At 64.2% G+C, this 19260-nt stretch carries 14 protein-coding genes; 6 read left to right on the top strand and 8 right to left on the bottom strand.

The window, feature by feature from the left end; genetic code table 11:
* Positions 1-33: 33 nt before the first annotated feature.
* Positions 34-4191 (bottom strand): VCBS domain-containing protein, encoded by a 4158-nt coding sequence (locus tag BRSPCE3_RS11505; RefSeq protein WP_244065934.1) that lies wholly within the window; start codon positions 4189-4191, stop codon positions 34-36.
* 596 nt (positions 4192-4787) lie between these two features.
* Between BRSPCE3_RS11505 and BRSPCE3_RS11500 the strand changes: the two genes are divergently transcribed.
* Entirely contained in the window at positions 4788-5540 is a 753-nt protein-coding gene (locus BRSPCE3_RS11500; protein ID WP_244065933.1) for a transglutaminase-like cysteine peptidase, read from the top strand.
* A 136-nt stretch (positions 5541-5676) separates the two neighbouring features.
* On the opposite strand, the gene BRSPCE3_RS11495 is transcribed toward BRSPCE3_RS11500, so the two are convergent.
* The 6 genes from BRSPCE3_RS11495 to BRSPCE3_RS11470 form a co-directional block, all read right to left on the bottom strand.
* Entirely contained in the window at positions 5677-6876 is a 1200-nt protein-coding gene (locus tag BRSPCE3_RS11495; protein WP_244065932.1) for an ABC transporter substrate-binding protein, read from the bottom strand.
* 134 nt (positions 6877-7010) lie between these two features.
* Complete coding sequence (locus tag BRSPCE3_RS11490; RefSeq protein ID WP_244065931.1) at positions 7011-8849, bottom strand: long-chain fatty acid--CoA ligase; 1839 nt, start codon at positions 8847-8849, stop codon at positions 7011-7013.
* A gap of 145 nt (positions 8850-8994) precedes the next feature.
* Complete coding sequence (locus BRSPCE3_RS11485) at positions 8995-9774, bottom strand: ABC transporter ATP-binding protein (RefSeq protein ID WP_029077992.1); 780 nt, start codon at positions 9772-9774, stop codon at positions 8995-8997.
* A 10-nt stretch (positions 9775-9784) separates the two neighbouring features.
* Positions 9785-10543: an ABC transporter ATP-binding protein gene (locus BRSPCE3_RS11480; protein WP_244065930.1), complete on the bottom strand. Its 759-nt coding sequence runs from the start codon at positions 10541-10543 to the stop codon at positions 9785-9787.
* Positions 10540-11691: a branched-chain amino acid ABC transporter permease gene (locus BRSPCE3_RS11475; protein ID WP_244065929.1), complete on the bottom strand. Its 1152-nt coding sequence runs from the start codon at positions 11689-11691 to the stop codon at positions 10540-10542. The genes BRSPCE3_RS11480 and BRSPCE3_RS11475 overlap by 4 nt, the downstream gene beginning before the upstream one ends.
* A gap of 106 nt (positions 11692-11797) precedes the next feature.
* On the bottom strand, positions 11798-12673 hold the full coding sequence (locus BRSPCE3_RS11470) for a branched-chain amino acid ABC transporter permease (RefSeq protein WP_028336612.1): 876 nt from the start codon (positions 12671-12673) through the stop codon (positions 11798-11800).
* A 292-nt stretch (positions 12674-12965) separates the two neighbouring features.
* On the opposite strand from BRSPCE3_RS11470, the gene BRSPCE3_RS11465 reads away from it, so the two are divergent.
* Both BRSPCE3_RS11465 and BRSPCE3_RS11460 read left to right on the top strand, forming a co-directional pair.
* Complete coding sequence (locus BRSPCE3_RS11465) at positions 12966-13718, top strand: ABC transporter ATP-binding protein (protein WP_244065928.1); 753 nt, start codon at positions 12966-12968, stop codon at positions 13716-13718.
* Positions 13715-15235, top strand: a complete 1521-nt coding sequence (locus BRSPCE3_RS11460) for a permease (RefSeq protein WP_244065927.1) — start codon at positions 13715-13717, stop codon at positions 15233-15235. The genes BRSPCE3_RS11465 and BRSPCE3_RS11460 overlap by 4 nt, the downstream gene beginning before the upstream one ends.
* 6 nt (positions 15236-15241) lie before the next feature.
* On the opposite strand, the gene BRSPCE3_RS11455 is transcribed toward BRSPCE3_RS11460, so the two are convergent.
* Entirely contained in the window at positions 15242-16180 is a 939-nt protein-coding gene (locus BRSPCE3_RS11455) for an alpha/beta fold hydrolase (protein WP_244065926.1), read from the bottom strand.
* Positions 16181-16355: 175 nt separating this feature from the next.
* On the opposite strand from BRSPCE3_RS11455, the gene BRSPCE3_RS11450 reads away from it, so the two are divergent.
* Genes BRSPCE3_RS11450 through BRSPCE3_RS11440 form a run of 3 tightly spaced genes read left to right on the top strand, consistent with a single transcriptional unit; the run spans position 16356 to position 19209 of the window.
* Positions 16356-17171, top strand: a complete 816-nt coding sequence (locus tag BRSPCE3_RS11450) for an MBL fold metallo-hydrolase (RefSeq protein ID WP_244065925.1) — start codon at positions 16356-16358, stop codon at positions 17169-17171.
* Positions 17172-17215: 44 nt separating this feature from the next.
* Positions 17216-18265: an amidohydrolase gene (locus BRSPCE3_RS11445; protein ID WP_244065924.1), complete on the top strand. Its 1050-nt coding sequence runs from the start codon at positions 17216-17218 to the stop codon at positions 18263-18265.
* A gap of 11 nt (positions 18266-18276) precedes the next feature.
* On the top strand, positions 18277-19209 hold the full coding sequence (locus tag BRSPCE3_RS11440) for a GNAT family N-acetyltransferase (protein WP_244065923.1): 933 nt from the start codon (positions 18277-18279) through the stop codon (positions 19207-19209).
* Positions 19210-19260 lie beyond the last annotated feature (51 nt).

Genomic DNA, 19260 nt, shown 5'->3' with positions numbered 1-19260 from the left:
GCGCCCCGCCGGCCTCTGGGAGGCCTACGCCCGTCACGTGTAATGAATGATGAAGTCGTTCTGAGACAGGCTCGCCTTCGAGACATTGTGCAACGTGATGGTGTCTGCACTATCGATCGTGATCAGCGTATCGGCCGAATTGGTCGGCGATGTCGCCACATACTGATCGAACCAGCTGCTGAAGGTGCTTGCCGAGGTGACCGTCGACAGGTCGATCTGGTCCTGGCCCGGGGTGAAATTCAGGATCGTGTCGTGGTTGAAGTTCGGCGCGAACACGAACTTGTCCTGATAGCCCGATCCGAAGAAGACGTCTTTGTCGCTGGTCCCCGTCAGCGTCACGGGCTGTGGCGGATCCTGCTGGACGTTGAAGATCAGATTGACCGTATCGGTCGCGCCATGGCCGTCGGTCACTGACAGCGCGATCTTGTCGGTCGCCGGTGGGGTCTGGCCGGGGTTGTAGACGAGGCCGGTCGATCCGAGCGCGGTATTGATACTGGAGAGAAGTCCTCCCTGCGAGGCAGGCGTCACGCTGCTGCCCGAACCCGTCGTCGTCGCCGCTACGCTGAAGGTCTCGTTGGCTGCCGCATCGACATCCGTCACCGTCAGCCCGGTGATCGTCTCGGTCCCGTTGGCATTGTCGGTGATGCCTATGTTATCGGCATGGATCACGGGCGCATCGTCGGCGCCGATCACATCGATGGTCAGCTTGGCCGTTCCAACTGCGCCTTGCGCGTCGATCGTCTCGACGGTGAAGACGTCGGCATAGGTTCCCTTGGCCAGCGCATTGATCGCGGCAGCGTCGGGAGCATAGCTGTAGGTGCCGTTCGGATTGACGGTGAGTACGCCGTAGAGGCCCGAGATCTGGTTGACCGCAGCGTGGTCCGAATTGACGGCGGCATACGTCAGCGTCGCGGTCTCGCCATCGTCGACATCATGGCCATGGAGCGTTCCGGTCAGCGCGCCGAACGTGTCGTCAGCTGGCGTATCGGTGAGCGTACCGGCATTGACGTCAGCCAGCGTCGGCGCGTCGTTGGCGCCGTTGATCGTGATCGTCACGGGCTCGTTGATGACGCCGCCATGATGATCGTCGATCTGGATCGTGTAGGTCAGCGTCAGGCTCTCGCCGACGGCGAGGTAGTCGAAATTCTGGTCCGCGGCCGAGAACGTCCAGGCCTGCGATCCGATCCCGCCATTGGTGGTATCCGTCAACGTGCCGAGCGACAGCCAGTTCAGGACGGTGGCCTCGTCCTCGGGCAGGCCCGCGATCGCTCCGGCTTCGGCCACGCCGATGATGGTCACGCTGTGTGTATCGCTGAGGTCCACATCGGTGAAGGTCACGGCGCCCGATGCGCTGTCCAGGTCGGATGAACCCGTCGTGTCCGGCTGCTCGGGGATGATCGCCGTCTGCGCCGCAGACGTGACGGTTGGCGTGTCATTGCTGCCGGTGATCGTGATCGTCACGGGCTGGCTGATCACGCCGCCATGATGGTCGTCGATCTGGATCGTGTAGGTCAGCGTCAGCATCTCGCCGGCGGCGAGATAATCGAAATTCTGGTCCGCGGCCGAGAAGCTCCAGGCCTGCGACCCGGCCACCCCGCCGGTCGAATCCGTCAGCGTGCCGAGCGAGAGCCAGTTGAGAACCGTGGACTCGTCCTCGGGCAGGCCGGTGGTGGTTCCGGATTCGGTCACACCGGTGATCGACACGGTGTGGGTGTCGCTGAGGTCGACGTCGGCAAACGCCACGACGCCGATCGCCGTGTCCGGCTTGAGCGAACCGGTCTCGCCGATCATCTCGGGGACCGTGACGGTCGACGGCTCCGATGCGAATGTCGGGGTGTCGTTGGTGCCGGTGATGGTGATCGTGACGGGCTGGGTGACGACGCCGCCATGATGGTCGTCGACCTGGATCAGGTAGGTCAGCGTCAGTTTTTCGCCGGCTGCGAGATAGTCGAAATTCTTGTCGGCGGCCGAGAACGTCCAGGCGCTAGATCCGGTGACGCCGCCGGTCGAATCCTTCAGCGCGCCGAGCGACATCCAGCTCAGTATCGTCGCCTGACCCGGAAGTCCCGTGGTTACGCCGGTTTCGGTGACACTGGCCACGGTGACGCTGTGGGTGTCGCTGAGATCGACATCGGTGAAGGCCACGGTACCGGTCGCGGTATCCGGCTTCACCGAACCGGTGATCCCCTGGGCCTCGGTGATGGCGGCCGCCTGGGTCGGCGAGGTGATCACCGGCACGTCGTCGGTGCCGACGATCGTGATCGTCACGGGCACAGTGATTACACCGCCAAGATGATCGTCGATCTGAATCGTGTAGGTCAGCGTCAGCGTCTCGCCGGCGGCGAGGTAGTCGAAGCTCTTGTCGGCGGCCGAGAACGTCCAGCCGCGCGATCCCGTCACGCCGTCGGTCGCATCGGTCAGCGCGCCCAGCGACAACCAGCTCAGCACGGTGGCTTGGCTGGCAAGTCCGCTGGTGACGCCGGCTTCGGTGACGCCGATGATGGCGACCGTGTGCGTATCGGTCAGGTCAGCATCGGTGAACGTGATGGTGCCCAGCACCGTATCCGGCGCCGCGGAATTCGTCGTCCATGGCAGCTCGGTGATCGAGCCGACCTGCGCCGCCGACGTCACGACCGGCGTGTCGTTGGTGCCGGTGATCGTGATGGTGAAGGTCTTGAACGCAGTCTCGTTGCTCGGCGCGTAGTTGTTGTCGACGCGCGCGATATAGGTCAGCGTCAGCGTCTCGCCGGCGGCCAGGAAGTCGAAGGCGCCGTCGGCAAGGCTGTAGGTCCAGGTTGCCGAGCCGAAGTTTGTGTTCAGCGGATTGTGCTCGAGCAGCAGCGGAATCTCGACGGCCTTGATGGCCTGCTGTTCCGCAGCCGTCAGCGACGAGGTGACGTCGGCACCGCCGGCGTCGTGGTAGCTGAACGCGCTGAAGGAGACGATCGCGCTCGGCTTGTCGCCGAGATTGACGTCCAGCCAGTTGATCCGGCCGGTCACCGTGTCGAGCGCCCCGCTATGGGTCTGGCCGGCCTGCTCGGTGAACGCGGCATTCTGCGTCACGACCGCCGGCGGCCCGGGGGCATGGTCGGTCTTGGGGGCAGCGGCCTGCGGTCCGGCATTGCCGGTCAAGGCCAGCAGAAAGCTGGTCGGTAACGTCACTTCGCCGGTAGCGAGCTTGAGGGTGGTCGTGACCGGCACGACGCTGTCGGTGAAGTTCGTCGTGAGCTTGGTGTTGGGATTGTTGTTGTCGGTGAACTTCAGCGCAAAGACGTCGGAGATCAGCTTCTGCGCGTCGGTCGACAGCTGCGCCGACGAGACGAAGCTGACGCTGCCCTGGCCGTTGACGATGGTCTGGGTGCCGGCCTGATCGACGGTCGCGATCGGATTGAGCGTCGTCTTGTCGAACAGGATGTAGGAGCCGGTGCTGCCGTCGGGCTCGACCAGCACCTGGAATTTGGCCGGCGGCACCCCGCCGGTGCCCTGCACGTCGAAATCGATCTCGACCAGCACCGCGGTGCCCCGGATGCCCATGGTCGCGACCGGCGTATCGACCTTCATGTCGCCATGCTTGGCGGTCGCGCCGGCAACGAACGAGATCGTGCCCGAGACGAGACTCATCAGCGACGAATTGCTCGACCCGTTCGGGTCGTAGATCATCTCGTTCAGCACCATCTTGGCGTTCGGTCCGAGACCGAACACGGTGCCGTCGATGAAGGTGATGCCGAGCGTCGAGTCGCTGCCGGACTGAACCACGTCACCCTTGTTGACGTTGTCGCCCTGGTTCAGGACGACGGCGACGCCGTTGCGGATGGCGGTGGCACTGCCCGTCAGCTTGGTGACATGGCCGATGACCTTGGCCGGCTCCGCCGGGCCGCCGGCCTGGGCATATTGTGTGTAACCGGTGAGCGCGTTGACGAGGTCGCCGGTCAGATGCGCGCCATCGGGCGACGCCAGCGCCGCGCGCTTCTCGCCCTTGAAGTAGTCGTGCAGGACGAGTTCCTGGTCGTCCTTCGAGATGGCGAGGTCGAGCCCGGTTCGCTTGAAGTCGCCGGTGAACAGCAATTGCCCGTCGTCGACCGTGATCGCGCCGGGCGGAGCGTGCGTGGAAACGCTGTCGACATGCACCGATCCGCGGACATAACCGTCCACGTTCGGCGAATGGCCGTCGAATTTCTCGACAAAGTTCACTGCGGATCACCGCACCACGAAGGTTAATAACTCAAGAATATCCGAACGATTTTGCCTGCATATCATCGGATAAAGCTCGACGAAACTGTCCTGTGCTTGCGCAAGGTGGTTCGATCGTGCCGTTTGAGCGGGTGTGACTTGGCTCACTCTTGTAGAAGCCGCGTAGTTTCGGCTCATGGAGTGGTAGCATATGGTGGGATTTATGCCAAGATAGGTATTCCGCCACGTATTCGTGGTATTAACCGGCATTTCTGTACTTGCCTCTATTTCCCCGCAGCCCCGAGAGGGCATTTGACTCCAAATTCCCGGCCAAAGCTGTGAATGAGCTTACAAATCACAGCAGTCCCGCGCGCGGACCGGCCGGTTAACCAGGAGGCAAGCATGAGACGGAAGACGGTGGATAAAGGTTCGCCGGTTCGTTTCACAAACCGGTAAAGTTTTCGGGACCCCGGGCAGGCGCCCTTCAGCCTGCCGGCCTGATTCCCCACATCTTAAGTCGATTCGAACGGATCGTTGGTCATGCTGGCGGCATGAAACGATCCGGTCGCGTGTGCGGTGTAGTGTCCACCCGCCGACGAGCGGACAGGGGGTGTCACATGGGATTCTCGCTTCGCTCGTATGCGCTGCGCGCCGTGATGCTGGGCTTCGGCCTGGCCGTCGCCGCGCCGGTTGCCGAGCTCAATGCCGCTTCGCTGCTCTCGCCCGGCCCGGCAACCCTGCTCAGAACGTCCACCGAACCGTTTGGCCTCGCGACCAGCCTGCTTGCCGACGGCGGTCTGCACGACAAATGGCTCGGCGTGCAGCGCCAGCTCGCCGATGAACTGGCGCAACTCGCAGCCTGCGAGCGCGACCGCGCCGGTTGCGCGTCGCCGGAAGCACTGCGGTTCCTGGCAATCGTCGATGCCGGACGGGCACGCCAAGGCCGCGCCAGGCTCGGCGAGATCAACCGTGCCATCAACCTTGCGATTCGTCCGGGCAGCGATCTTGCGGCCTATGGCGAGCCCGACGTCTGGGCGACGCCGCTCGCCACATTCGCCCGCGGCAGCGGCGATTGCGAGGACTATGCGATCGCGAAATTGGTGGCGCTCGCCAAGGCCGGCGTGGCGCCGGAGGATCTGCGCATCGTCGTCATGCATGATCTGCTCGGCGGCGAGGACCATGCGGTGGTGGCGGCCCGGCTCGACGGCCACTGGCTGACGCTCGACAACCGCCGCATGGCGATGATCGAGGATACCGACATCAGGAGTTTTCGGCCGACCTTCGTGATCGACCAGAACGGCGTCAGCCGTTACGTCGATGCGCCGCTCGTCACCGAGGCCGCGTGGCGGCCGGCGGCGCGGATGAATTAAATCAGGCGATCTAGACTCATTTTCCGTCATTGCGAGGAGCGAAGCGACGAAGCAATCCATCGCTCCGCATGCGCAGAAGAATGGGTTGCTTCGCTTCGCTCGCAATGACAGCCGGTTGGCGACGCGGGCCATCCGCTCAGAACATCAGATTGTCCTTCACCAGCACCCAACGGCCACCCTTGACCTGCTGCACCTGGGTGATGGTGTTGGCAAGATGATCGGTCTTGGAGAACTTGGTCGGCGGCGAGCTGAAGATGTCGAGGAACTTGTCGCCTGACTCCAGCGCGTCCAGCATCTTCTGGCCGGTGAGATCCTTGCCCGCCTTCTGGGCGTAGAAGGCGAAGGTCATCACCGCGTTGTAGCCGATGATCGCCTGCGTGTTGGCGTCGGAGTTGAACATCTTCTTGTAGTTGACCAGCCAGTCCTTCACCTTGCCCTTGGCCGTGTCCTCGTAGGGAATCTCGAAGCCCGACGCCGCATAGAGCCCTTCGACGGCTTCCTTGCCGAGCGCCGGCACTTCGAGCACGTTGGTCGGGGTGGCGCCGAGGAAGGTCACGTCCCAGCCGAGCTTCCTGGCCTCGTTCATCGCGCCGATGGTCTCGCGGATCACGGTGCCCAGCACGACGAGGTCGCAGCCATCGGACTTCATCTTGGCGACCTGCGCCGAGAAGTCGGAGGCGCCGCGCTTGTAGCTCGTGACCGAGGCCGGCTGCACCTTCATCGCAGCGAGCTGCTGGGTGAAGCCGTCGAGCACGTTCTTACCGTACTCGTCGTCCTGGTGCATGATGCAGGGCTTCTTGAAGCTCTTCCAGTCCATCATGTATTTGAGCGCAGCGCGCGTGCTCTCGACATAGGGCAAGAGGTTGTTGAACTTCAGACGTTCCTGCGGCTTGGCGGGATCGAACTTGAAGGTGAATTCGGCGGCGGTCAGCGGAAACAGCTGCAGCACGCCGGCGTCGAACAGGATGTCCTGCGCGGCGAGCACGGTCGGCGACCCCATCGGGCCGATCATCGCGAACACCTTGTCGCGCTCGACCATCTTCTGCGAGGCCAGCACGGCTTTCTTCGGGTCGTAGCCGTTGTCCTCCAGGATCATCTTGATCTTGCGGCCGTTGATGCCGCCGCTGGCGTTGATCTCCTCGACCGCCATCTTCATGCCGTTGGATACCGGGACGCCCCAGACCTTGATCGGACCGGACAAATCCTGATGCGTCCCGATCACGATCTCGGTTGGCGAGATGCCTTCATTGGTGACCTTGGTCTGGGCTGCGGCCGGCAGACAGGTCAGCGCCAGCGCGCTCACCGCAAGGCCCAGCGCCTTCAGCGATTTCGACATTGCAGTCTCCTCCTTACATGGCCCATGTTGAGCGAAGGGTCGGGCCTGCTCGCTCCTTCGCTGCGTCTGTCCTCGTCTCTCTCCTTGAGCATGATCTATCCGGAGAACCGCTTCGCACTTTTCCGGATCATGCTCTAAGCCACCGCCCGCACGCCATACATGGCGTCGATCTCGGCCGCGTAGCGCTTGTTCACAAAACTGCGCTTCAGCTTCATGGTCGGCGTCAGCTCCTCATCCTCGGGCGTGAGCTGGCGTTCGATCAGGAAGAATTTCTTGATGGTCTCGACGCGGGCGAACTTCACATTGACCGCCTCGATCTCGCGCTGGATCAGGTCCTGGATCTCGCGAGCACGGCACAGGCTCGCGTAATTGGTGAAAGGGATGTCCTGGTCCTGGGCGTATTTCTCGACATTCTCCTGATCGATCATGATCAGGCAGGTGAGATACGGCCGCTTGTCGCCGATCACGACCGCATCCGAGACATAGGGCGAGAATTTGAGCTGGTTCTCGATCTCGGACGGCGTGATGTTCTTGCCGCCGGAGGTGATGATGATGTCCTTCATCCGGTCGGTGATCTTGACATAGCCTTCATTGTCGATCGCACCGACATCGCCGGTGTGCAGCCAGCCCTTGGCGTCGATCGTCTCGGCGGTCTTCTCCGGCTGGTTGAGATAGCCCATGAACAGGAAGTCGCCCTTGATCAGGATCTCGCCCTTCGGGCAGATCATCACCTCGCCCCACGGCGCGGCCTTGCCGACCGAACCGAGCTTGATGCGGTCCGCCGGCATCATGGTCGCGACGCCGCAATTCTCAGTCTGGCCGTAGACCTCGCGCATGTCGATGCCGAGCGCGAGATACCAGCGGATCAGATCCGGCGAGATCGGTGCGGCACCCGTCAAGGCAATCCGGCAGCGGTCGAGCCCGAGCATGCGGCGGATGTTGCGGAACACCAGCCAATAAGCCGCGCGGTTGGCAAGTCGCAGCGACAGCGGCGGCGTCTCGCCCTCCAGCCGGCACTCGGTCATCCGGTTGCCGATCGAAAGCGCGCGGGCATACATCCAGTTCTGGAACGGGGTCGCGTCCTTCAGCGCGATGGTGATGCCGGAATAGAACTTCTCCCAGATCCGGGGCACCGCGAGGAAGGCGGTCGGCTGCACCTCGCGCAGATTGTCCGGCACCGTCTCCGGGCTCTCGGCGAAATTCATCACTGAGCCGAGCGCGAGCGAAATGTAATAGCCGCCGACCCGCTCGGCGACATGGCAGAGCGGCAGGAACACCAGCCGCTCCTCGCTGTCGGTCGAGGGATAGAGATCGTTGGCGTGGCGCATCTGGTGCGTTACGCTGCGGTTGGAATGCATCGCGCCTTTGGGCGGCCCTGTCGTGCCCGACGTATAGACCAGGATTGCGAGATCCGCAGCGGTGCGGCTGCCGGTCATTTCATCCCACAAGGCGTCATTGCCCCACGCATGGTTGTGGCCGAGCGCGGTGAACTCGGCGAGCGACAGCACCATCGGATCGGAGAAGCCGGAGAGGCCCTCCATGTCGAACACCACGATCTTCTCCAGCGTCGGGCAGCGCGACCGGCAGGTCAGCACCTTGTCGAGCTGCTCCTCGTCTTCGACGAAGATCACCCGCGTACGGGAGTCATTGATGAGGTATTCGACCTGTGCCGCCGAATCGGTCGGGTAGATGCCGGACGAGACGCCGCCGGCGCACAGGATGCCCATGTCGGCATAAACCCATTCCGGCACCGCATTGGCGATGATCGAGGCGACGTCGCCGGGGCGGAAGCCGGTCGCATGCAGGCCGAAGGCAATATCCCTGGATATCTGCAGCCATTCGCGCCAACTGGTCGGTTGCCAGATGCCGAACTTCTTCTCGCGGATCGCAGGCCTGTCGCCACGCGTTTGAACCGCGAGCAGAAAGCTCCGCGCGATCGTGTCGGCAACCGTCAGCACCGCTGGTCCTGCCATGCGCGCTCCCTCCTCTGCCGCCTGCTTCACGCGCCGGCTCGAATGCCGGTCTTGTTCGCGAAACAGGCCTGAAACCTAGCTCCAACTCTCGCTCAACGCAGCGTCGACTTTCGTCGACGCCAGCCTTCCTCAACGCCAGCCCTCCTCAACGCCACGTCTTCTTCTTTTTCCAGCGCCGCTCGCCCCGCGCGCCGGCTTCCTTGGCGCCGAGATAGAATTCCTGGATATCGGGTGAATTCATCAGCCGCTCGCAGGTGTCGTTCATGACGACGCGGCCGATCTCCAGCACATAGCCGTAATGCGCCGTCTCCAGCGCGATCTTGGCATTCTGCTCGACCAGCAGGATCGACATGCCCTGCTCCTCATTGACGCGGCGGATGATGGTGAAGATCTCCTTCACCAGGATCGGCGACAGCCCGAGCGACGGCTCATCGAGCAGCAGCAGCGTCGGCCGGTTCATCAGCGCCCGTCCGATCGCCAGCATCTGCTGCTCGCCGCCCGAGAGCTGCCCGGCGGGCTGGCCGAGCCGCTCCCTCAGCCGCGGAAAATAGCCGTAGACGCGTTCGAGGTCCTGCGCCACACCGTCGCGGTCCTTGCGCAGATAGGCGCCCATCATCAGGTTCTCGCGCACCGACAGGAACGGAAACACTTCGCGTCCCTCGGGCACATGGCTGAGGCCGAGTCGCACGATCCGGTCGGCCTCCATGCGCTGGATCGGCTTGCCCAGGAATTCGATCGAGCCCTTCTGCGGATCGAGGATGCCGGAGATCGTCTTCAGCACCGTGGTCTTGCCGGCGCCGTTGGCGCCGAGCAGCGTCACGATCTGGCCGCGCGGCACCTCGAGGCTGATGCCGCGGATCGCCATGATCGGCCCATAATAGCTTTCGATGTTGGAGAGCTTCAGGATGATGTCCGACGTGCTCATGGCATCATCCTCATGCGCCGAGATAGGCTGCGACGACGTCGGGATGGTGCTGCACCTCGGACGGCGAGCCCATCGCAAGCACGCGGCCGTAGTTCAACGCGATGACGCGGTCGGAGACCCGGTTGACCAGCGTCATGTCGTGCTCGACCATCAAGACCGTGATGCCGAGCTCGCTCTTCATATCGCGGATCCAGAACGACATGTCGTCGGTCTCCTCGACATTGAGGCCGGACGACGGCTCGTCGAGCAGGATCAGCTTCGGCTCCGAGCACAGCGCGCGCGCCAGCTCGATCACCTTGCGCACGCCGTAGGGCAGCCCCGAGATCAGCTTGTCGCGGTACGGCTCGAGATCGAGGAATTCGATCACCTGCTCGACCCGGCGGCGATGCGCCTTCTCGCCGGCGCGGACATTCGGCAGGAACAAGAGCTCCTGCCAGAGCCGGGTGGTGGAGTGGCGATGGCGGCCGACCAGGAGATTGCTCAGCACGGTGGCATTCTCGAACAGCTCGATGTTCTGGAAGGTGCGCGCGATGCCGAGTTTGGCGATATCGTAAGCCGGCTCCTGGGTGATGTCCTGATCCTCGAAGAAGATTTTGCCGGAGGTCGGCGGATAGATCCGCGAGATCAGGTTGAAGATCGAGCTCTTGCCGGCACCGTTCGGCCCGATGATCGACAGGATCTCGCCCTTCTCGACCGCGAAGCTCACGGCATCGACCGCTTTCAGGCCACCGAAATGCAGGGACAGGTTCTCGGCGCGGAAGTAGCTCATCGGTTCCGCTCCGATTTCACGTAGATCTTCTGCCGCTTGAAGGTGGCGCGCTTGTAGAGCGGGAACAGCTGGAAGAAGAGCTTGATCTTGAGCCAGCGGCCGTAGAGTCCCAAGGGTTCGAAAAGCACGAACACCACGATGATGATGCCGTAGATCGCGCCCTTCAGCCCGTTGGCTGAGGCGAAGGCCGCGACCGCATCCTGGATGTGGCCGGCACGTTCGGTGCCCGCGCCGAGTGTTGCCGCGACGCCGGCGATCACGCCGGGCATGTCGTCCTTCAGGTAGGTCAGGAACGGATCGATCATGACCAGGAAGATCGCGCCGAGCACCGCGCCATGCAGGCTGAACGTGCCGCCGATCAGGATCACGATGATGAACTCGATCGAGAGCTGCAAGGTGAACATCTCGGGCGAGATGAACGACAGCTTGTGCGCGAACAGCACGCCGGCGAAGCCGGTGATCGCGGCCGAGATCGCGAACGACTTCACCTTGTAGAGCGCGACATTGATGCCCATGCTGCGCGCCGCGGTCTCACTGTCGCGGATCGCGACGAAGGCGCGCCCGGTCGGCGAGCGCAGCAGATTGAGCGTGCCGACGATGGTCAGCACCAGCACCGCGAGGCAGAGATAGTAGAAAGTCGGGCCGTCGCGCGACACCGTGGTGCCGAGCAGCTGCATGGTCTTGACCCGCATGCCCTCATTGCCGTGGGTCACGCTTTCCCAGCGCGCCAGGATCTCCTCGACGATGAAGGCGAACGAGATCGTCGCGATCACGAGATAAATGCCCTGCAGCCGCAGCGCCGGAAAACCGACCAGCGCGCCTACCGCGCCGGTCAACAGTCCCGCGGCGAGGAAGTAGACCGGGAACGGCACGTTGAATTGCTGCAGATAGGCCGCGGTGTAGGCGCCGATCGCCAGAAACGCGGCATGGCCGAGCGAGGCCTGTCCGGTGAAGCCGGTCAGGATCAACAACCCGACACCGACGGTCGCGTAGATGCAGACGAAAACGACCTGGCTCATCAGGTAGCTTGAGAGCACGTAAGGCGCGAGCAGCAGCACCGCCAGCAGCAGGCCGTAGGAATAGATATAGCCGGAATGCGGGAACAGCCTGATGTCGTCTTCATAGTCGGTCTTGAAGAGAAACCGCATGCGTTGCTCCCTAGATCATGGTGCGATTCAGTCGCATCATGATCTCGTCTCCTTGTTTGAGCATGATCTTTTCGGAAAGCCGGTTTCCACTTTTCCGGATCATGCTCTAGACCTTCTTGCGGACGTGAAGGCCGAACAGGCCCTCGGGCTTGAGCAGCAGCACCGCGAGCAGCACGATGTAGGGCGCGACGTCCTTCCAGCCCTGCGGCAGATAGAAGCCGGCCATGCTCTCGATCACGCCGATCAGCACGCCGCCGACCACCGCGCCGGGGATCGAGCCGAAGCCGCCGAGCACCGCGGCCGGAAACGCCTTCAGCCCCAGCACCAGGCCGACATTGGAATGGATGAAGGTGATCGGCGCCAGCAGCACACCGGCGCAGGTTGCGACCGCCGCCGAGATCGCCCAAACGATCGAGACCACGCGCTTGACCGGGATGCCCATGTAATAGGCAGCCAGCATGTTCTCCGAGCTGGCGCGCATCGCGGTGCCGAGCGTGGTGCGGTTGAAGAACAGATAGAGCAGCGCGCACAGGATGATCGTCGCCGCGATCACCGACAATTTGTCATAGGCGAGCACCAGGCTGCCGATCCGCAGCACGCCCTGGCTGAACGGCGTCTCGATCTTGAAGTCGTCGGTGCCCCAGATCATGCCGGAGACCGAGCGCAGGAAATAGCCGAGCCCGATCGTCGCCATGATGATGGAGAACTGCGGATAGCCGAGGATCGGCCGCACCACGAGCCGCTCGGCCAGCATGCCGAACAGCGCCATGCAGATCACCGCGCCGGCGAAGCCGACCCAGTAGTTCAGTCCGAGCATGCCGATGAAGGTGAAGGCGAAAAAGCCGCCCAGCATCATCAGATCGCCCTGCGCGAAATTGACGACCTCGGTTGCCTTGTAGACCAGCACGAAGCCAAGCGCGATCAGGCCGTAAACGCAGCCGAGCGCAATGCCGCTGACGAGCTGCTGAACAAAGTCCAGCATCGTTCCCTCCCCGATGCCCGGCGATTCTTATCCGATCGCTCGTTGCATCCCGCCTTCACGCCCTTGTGTCGGAAGCGCTGAAAGCCGCCTATGTCCGCCCCGATTGAGCCAAAAGGCCCGATCCCTGTCAACAAACCGCTGTTCCGGCTATATCATCACATTTGCGGAGATTTGCCGCAGCACGGACTAATACGGATATCACCTTCGATTTACCCCGTGCGATTCACTGCACCGAAACGGTTTTTGTCCATCTTGCGCAACCGACGAGCGAAATCCCGGATCGCTACACACCATGACATCGGAACTGTCCGCACTCGCGGTGCGAGGGTTAACCAAGCGTTTTGACCGGCCGGCGGTCGACGCGCTCGATCTCACCATCCGTGTCGGCGAGTTCTATGCGCTGCTCGGGCCGAACGGCGCCGGCAAGACCACGACGCTGCGGATGGTCGCAGGGCTGCTGCGGCCCGACGCCGGCTCGGTGTCGATCCTCGGCATCGATGCGCTGGCCGATCCCGTCGCCGCCAAGCAGATCATGGCCTGGGTGTCCGACGAGCCGATGATCTACGACAAGTTGACGCCGCTGGAATATCTCGAATTCGTCGCCGGCCTGTGGGGCATCGATCCGCGCACGTCGGAGCGGTCGGCGCACGATCTCTTGGTGTCGCTCGGGCTCGAGCCGCATCTCAACGAGCGGTGCGAAGGCTTCTCCAAGGGCATGCGCCAGAAGGTGGCGCTGGCCGGCGCGCTGGTGCACGATCCTCGCCTGATCATCCTCGACGAGCCGCTGACCGGCCTCGATGCGCTGTCGGCGCGCCACGTCAAGGGACTGTTGCAGGAGCGCGTCCGCGCCGGCTGCACGGTGATCATGACGACCCATATTCTCGAAGTCGCCGAGCGCATGGCCGACCGGATCGGCGTGATCGCGGCCGGAAGACTGATCGCCGAGGGCACGCTGGCCGAGTTGCGCGCGCAGAACGGCCGCAACGACACCACCCTCGAGGACATGTTCATCGCGCTGGTCGATACAGAGGCGGCGGCCGCGTGAGCTCGGTCGCCCATCTCGGCTGGTTCGCGCGCCACGAATTCCGCCTGGCCTGGCGCGAATGGCTGGCGATGATGACCGGCGGCCGGCGCCGGCGCAATCGCGCCGTGATCGGGCTCTTGATCTTCGCGGCGATCCTGCATCTGCCGGCCTATGCCGTGGTCAACCGCTACGCCGAGCTGCGGTTTCCGCTCGATCCGTCCTCGCTGATCGTGCTGACCGCGACGATCTTCCTGGCCTGGGCCTTGATGCTGTCGCAGGCGATCGAGTCGGTGACGCGGGTGTTCTATGCCCGCGCCGATCTCGATCTGATCATGTCGTCGCCGGCGAAGCTCACCAACATCTTCTCGATCCGGATCGCCGCCATCGCGCTGACGGTGAGCAGCATGGCGCTGTTGCTGTCCACGCCGTTCATCGACGTGCTGGTGTATCTCGGCGGCCCGCGCTGGCTCTCCGGCTTCGGCGTCGTCGCGGCGATCGGGCTGTCAGCGGCAGCCACCGCGATCGCCATCACGGCGTTGCTGTTCCGTCTGATCGGGCCGGGCCGGACGCGGCTGGTGGCGCAGATCGTTTCCGCCGTGATCGGCGCGGGCTTCGTCATCGCGCTGCAGGTCGTCGCCGTGCTGTCCTATGGCACGCTGTCGCGCTTTGCCTTTCTGACCTCGGAAACTGCCGCGCACATTGCCCCCGCCCCCGACAGCCTGATCTGGTGGCCAGCGCGCGCATCACTCGGCGATCTCGAGATCATGATGCTGCTGCTCGCCGCAAGCCTCGTGCTGCTCGGCGTCGTGATGGCGGTGTTCGCGCCGCGGTTTGCCGACACGGTTGCACGCGTCGCCGCCAATCCGGCCGCGGTCACGCGGGGGCGCGCCCGCGCGTTCCGGACCGGCTCGCGGCAACAGGCGCTGCGGCGCAAGGAATTTCTGCTGCTGCGCCGCGATCCGTGGCTGCTGTCGCAGAGCCTGATGCAAATGCTCTATCTGCTGCCGCCGGCGCTGATGCTGTGGCGCAGCTTCTCCGGCACGTCGACCGCGATCGTGCTGATCACGCCTGTGATCGTGATGGCCGCGGGCCAGCTCGCCGGCGGGCTCGCCTGGCTGACCATCTCGGGCGAGGACGCGCCCGACCTGGTGGCGACCGCGCCGCTGCCGCCGTCACGCGTGACCCGCGCCAAGGTCGAAGTCGTCCTGCTCGCGATCGCCGCCGTGTTCGCGCCGCTGGTGGCCGCGCTGGCATTCGCTTCGCTGCAGCAAGCCGCGGTGACGGCGATCGCGATCATCATTGCGACCGCATCCGCCGCCGCGGTCCAGCTCTGGTTCCGCGCGCAGGCCAAGCGCAGCCAGTTCCGCCGGCGCCAGACCTCCTCGCGCATTGCCACCTTCGCGGAAGCCTTCTGCTCGATCGGCTGGGCCGCAACGGCGGCTCTGGCCCTGACGATCCCGATCGGCGCGCTCATCAGCGGCATTCTGACGCTGTTGACGCTGGCGATCGCCTGGAAGATCAGCCCGCGGCGCGCCTGACGGCGATCAGGCTTTCATCACCTCCAGCACCGCCGCGGCAAACGCCTCGGGCGCTTCCTGCGGCAGATTGTGGCCGGCGCCTGGAATCACGCGATAGGCCAGGCGGCTTGTATATTTTTCCGCAGTGCCGCTGCCGTCGGTCACGAACGTCACGCCGTCGTCGGCGCCGTCGAGCGAGATGGTGGGGACTGTGATCGCCGGCAGCGCATCCAGCCGCCGCTGTATGTCGGCATACTGCGGATCCCCAGCGACAACGCCGTAGCGATGCCGGTAGCTGTGGATCACCACGTCGACATAATCAGGGTTATCGAATGCAACCGCGCTGCGCGCGAAGCAGGCCTCGTCGAACGCCCAGCTCGGCGACCATTGCGACCACAGGATCTTCGCAATTCCGACCCGGTTGGCGGCAAGCCCGGCCCGCCCCCGCTCGAGCTGGAAGTAATATTGATACCACAGCGGCACCTCGCGCTCCGGGCGCGCCGGCACCATCGCATGGGCGATGTCCTGGATCATGTAGCCATTGGCGCAGACCAGCCCGATGCAACGCTCCGGCCACAGCGCCGCGCCGATCGAGGCGGCGCGGCCGCCCCAGTCATAGCCGGCGAACACCGCGCGCTTGATGCCGAGCGCATCCAGTAGCGCCATCAGGTCGGCGCCGACCGCGGCCTGCTCGCCCGAGCGGGGCGTGGCCTTGTCGCGGAACACGGTCGGCCCGTAGCCGCGCAGATAGGGCACGATGACCCGGCAGCCCCGCGCCGCCAGGGCGGGCGCGACGTCCACATAGGCATGGATATCGTAGGGAAAGCCATGCAACAGCATCACGGCCGGCCCGTCGGCCGGACCAGCCTCGTAGTAGGCGATGTTGAGCACGCCTGCGTCGACATGGCGCAATGGTTCGAGCCGCTTGGTCGAAGGCGCGCGCGGCGCGGAGGCAGTGTCAGTCACGCGTAACTCCCTGATCCCGGTTGTCTGCGCGGCATGATAGCGCGTCCCGACGCAACAATCCGCTGCGATCGCGTTGCAGCCGGCGCCATGGAGCGATGCACCGGTCTCATCATGACGGCACGCCAATTGCGCGATAGTCTCGCCACGGCGGAGTTCGCCGAAAGCGGAACAGGTCATGCTGAGATTGCTCGCCGCGCTCGTCTTGCTGGGAACGTTCATCAGCCACGCCTTCGCGCAGGATGCCCAGCGCAGCGAATGTCTGGCGATGGCCAATGCACCGCCGCGCGCCGTCCCGGTGAACTACCGGCGCGTCGCGGCCAAAGCCGACGAGGTCGCAATCACCTATGCGGGCCACTCGACCTATTACATCGACACCCCTGAGGGCATCAGGATCGCGACCGACTACAACGGCGTCTATCAGACCGGACGGTTGCCCGACGTCGCCACCATGAACCGGGCCCATGCGACGCATTACACGCTGTTTCCGGACCCCAGGATTCCCCACGTGCTGCATGGCTGGGGCGACAACGGCCAGGCCACGCATTACGCGATGCGGATCGGCGACGTCTATTTCCGCAACGTCACGACCGACATCCGCCGCTATTGGGGCGAGGATTCCGGCGGCGACATGATCAAGGACGGCAACTCGATCTTCATCTTCGAGGTCGCCGGCCTCTGCATCGGCCATCTCGGCCACCTCCACGTCAAGCTGGACGACAGCCATTTCGCGGCGATCGGCCGGCTCGACATCGTGATGGTGCCGATCGACGGCACCTATACGATGTCGCTCGACGGCATCTCCGAGATCACCAAGCGGCTGCGCGCCGCCGTGGTGCTGCCGATGCACCGCTTCGCCACCCCGCTCGACGAATTCATGCGCCTGATCGGCCAGCAGTTCGAGATCGACCGCCGCGGCGGCGAGCGCACGCTGCGGATATCGCGCGACACCTTGCCGGCGACGCCGACGGTGATCATCCTCGACGGGGTGTAGCGGCTCTATTCAAGAAGAAGCAAAACCAACGGGAGTGAAAATCGATGGCCAGCACGTTACCCGCCTCCGCCAGCGGGCTCTATGCCAATCCGCGCGAAGATTGGCTCGCTCAATATACCGAGGAGATCATCGATCCTAACCGGCCGATCGTCGATCCGCACCACCATCTCTGGGATCGCGGCGGCTTGCGCTATCTGATCGAGGAGATGCGCGACGACATCGCCTCCGGCCACAACATCGTCGCGACCGTCTATGTCGATTGCCGGTCGATGTATCGTGCCGACGGGCCGGAGGCGTTCCGCCCGGTCGGCGAGGTCGAGTTCGCCAACGGCGTCGCGGCGATGGCGGCGAGCGGCGGCTACGGCAAGGCGGCGATCTGCGCCGGCATCGTCAGCCACGTTAACCTTCTGATCGGCGACCAGGCCAAGGCGGTGCTGGAGGCGGAGATCGCTGCCGGCAACGGCCGGTTCCGCGGCATCCGCCACTCCTCGGCATGGGACGAGGACCCCAACGTCGCCCACATGTACGCCAACCGGCCGAAGGGAATTCTGCTCGATTCCACCTTCCGCAGGGGCTTCGCCTGTCTGGCGCCGCTCGGCCTCAGCTTCGACGCCTGGTTGTTCCACCCGCAGATCGGCGAGCTGACCGACCTCGCCCGCGCCTTCCCCGACACCAGGATCGTGCTCGACCATTGCGGCGGCCCGGTCGGCACCGGCCGCTTCGCGGGCAAGCGCGAGGAGACCTTTCCGGTCTGGAAGGCGTCGATCCAGGAGATCGCCAAATGCCCGAATGTCGCGGTCAAGCTAGGCGGGCTGGCGATGTGCCTGCTCGGCTACGACTTCCACCTCCGCCCCAGGCCGCCCTCCTCGGAGGAACTCGCCGCCGCCTGGCGGCCCTATGTGGAGACTTGCATCGAGGCGTTCGGGCCGAGCCGTTGCATGTTCGAGAGCAACTTCCCACCTGATAAGGGACAGTGCAGCTATCAGGTGATCTTCAACACCTTTAAACGGCTTGCATCACAATATAGCGAAGCCGAAAAGACGGCGTTGTTCTTGAAGACGGCAAAGGATGTCTATCGGCTCGATATCGGGTAAACTCTCGACTCATGGATGACAGCATCACCATCCGGCCGCTTCGAGAGGCTGATGCAGAAGCGGTGGTTGAACTCTACGCAAAGGCAGCTGCGGTGGAACCGCGGCTAGGCCCTGTCACGCTGCCGCAATGGGACCAGTTCTTGAAACTGCCGCAGAACCGTGGCGGCCGCGACTTTCGTGTCGCCGAGCGCCATGGCCGGCTGCTCGGGCTCGCCGAGTCCTCGATGCGCGATCAGGGCGCGCATCACTCCCGGTTCCTCAAGATCGTCGTGGCGCCCGAGATGCGGCGCCGCCGGATTGGCCTCGCGCTGTTCGACGATGTGCTTGCGATCGACACCGACGCGGATCTCGCGGTCCAGACGCTGGTGAGCAGCGACTGGCCGGCGGGAATGGCGTTCGTCGCCGCCTTCGGCTTCGTTCATCTTGAGTCCGAGATCGGGATGAAATGCGTCGAGCCGTTGCAGCCGGCGCGTACGCTCGCGGCCGCCCGCGCCACCATCGAACAGGCCTCAGACGTCACCGCCTGTGCGGGCGAGGTCGCGCGCATCCATAACGCCGCCTATGCCTCGGACGCCGCGTTCCGCCTGTACTCGCGGGAGGAGATGGCGCAGGTCCTGACCGAGAGCGAAGTCTGGATCGCGTCGGAGGATGGACAGATGTCGGGCTTCTGCCTGACCGAGCCGGAGCGAAACTCGATGTGGATCGAGTCGGTCGCCGTCGACCCGGCGCGACAGGGACGCGGGCTCGGCCAGCTCTTGGTCTATCGCGTGCTGGCCGCCCACGACGTGTCGGTCGAGCATCCCTGCTGGCTCAACGTCTCGAGCCGCAACGCGCCCGCGCTGAAGATCTACCGCCGGCTCGGCTTCAAGCCGCAGCACGAGACCTGCCGCTTCAGCGCGCCGCGGAGCGAGCTGATCGCCGCGCGGGAGCGGCGGTTTCAATAGGCGATCATTCGGAATGGTTCGAGAACACTAATCTATTCCCGTCACCCTGGA

Source organism: Bradyrhizobium sp. Ce-3, assembly GCF_022835695.1.
Classification (GTDB): Bacteria; Pseudomonadota; Alphaproteobacteria; order Rhizobiales; family Xanthobacteraceae; genus Bradyrhizobium.
This window is presented reverse-complemented; position numbering and strand designations above follow the sequence as displayed.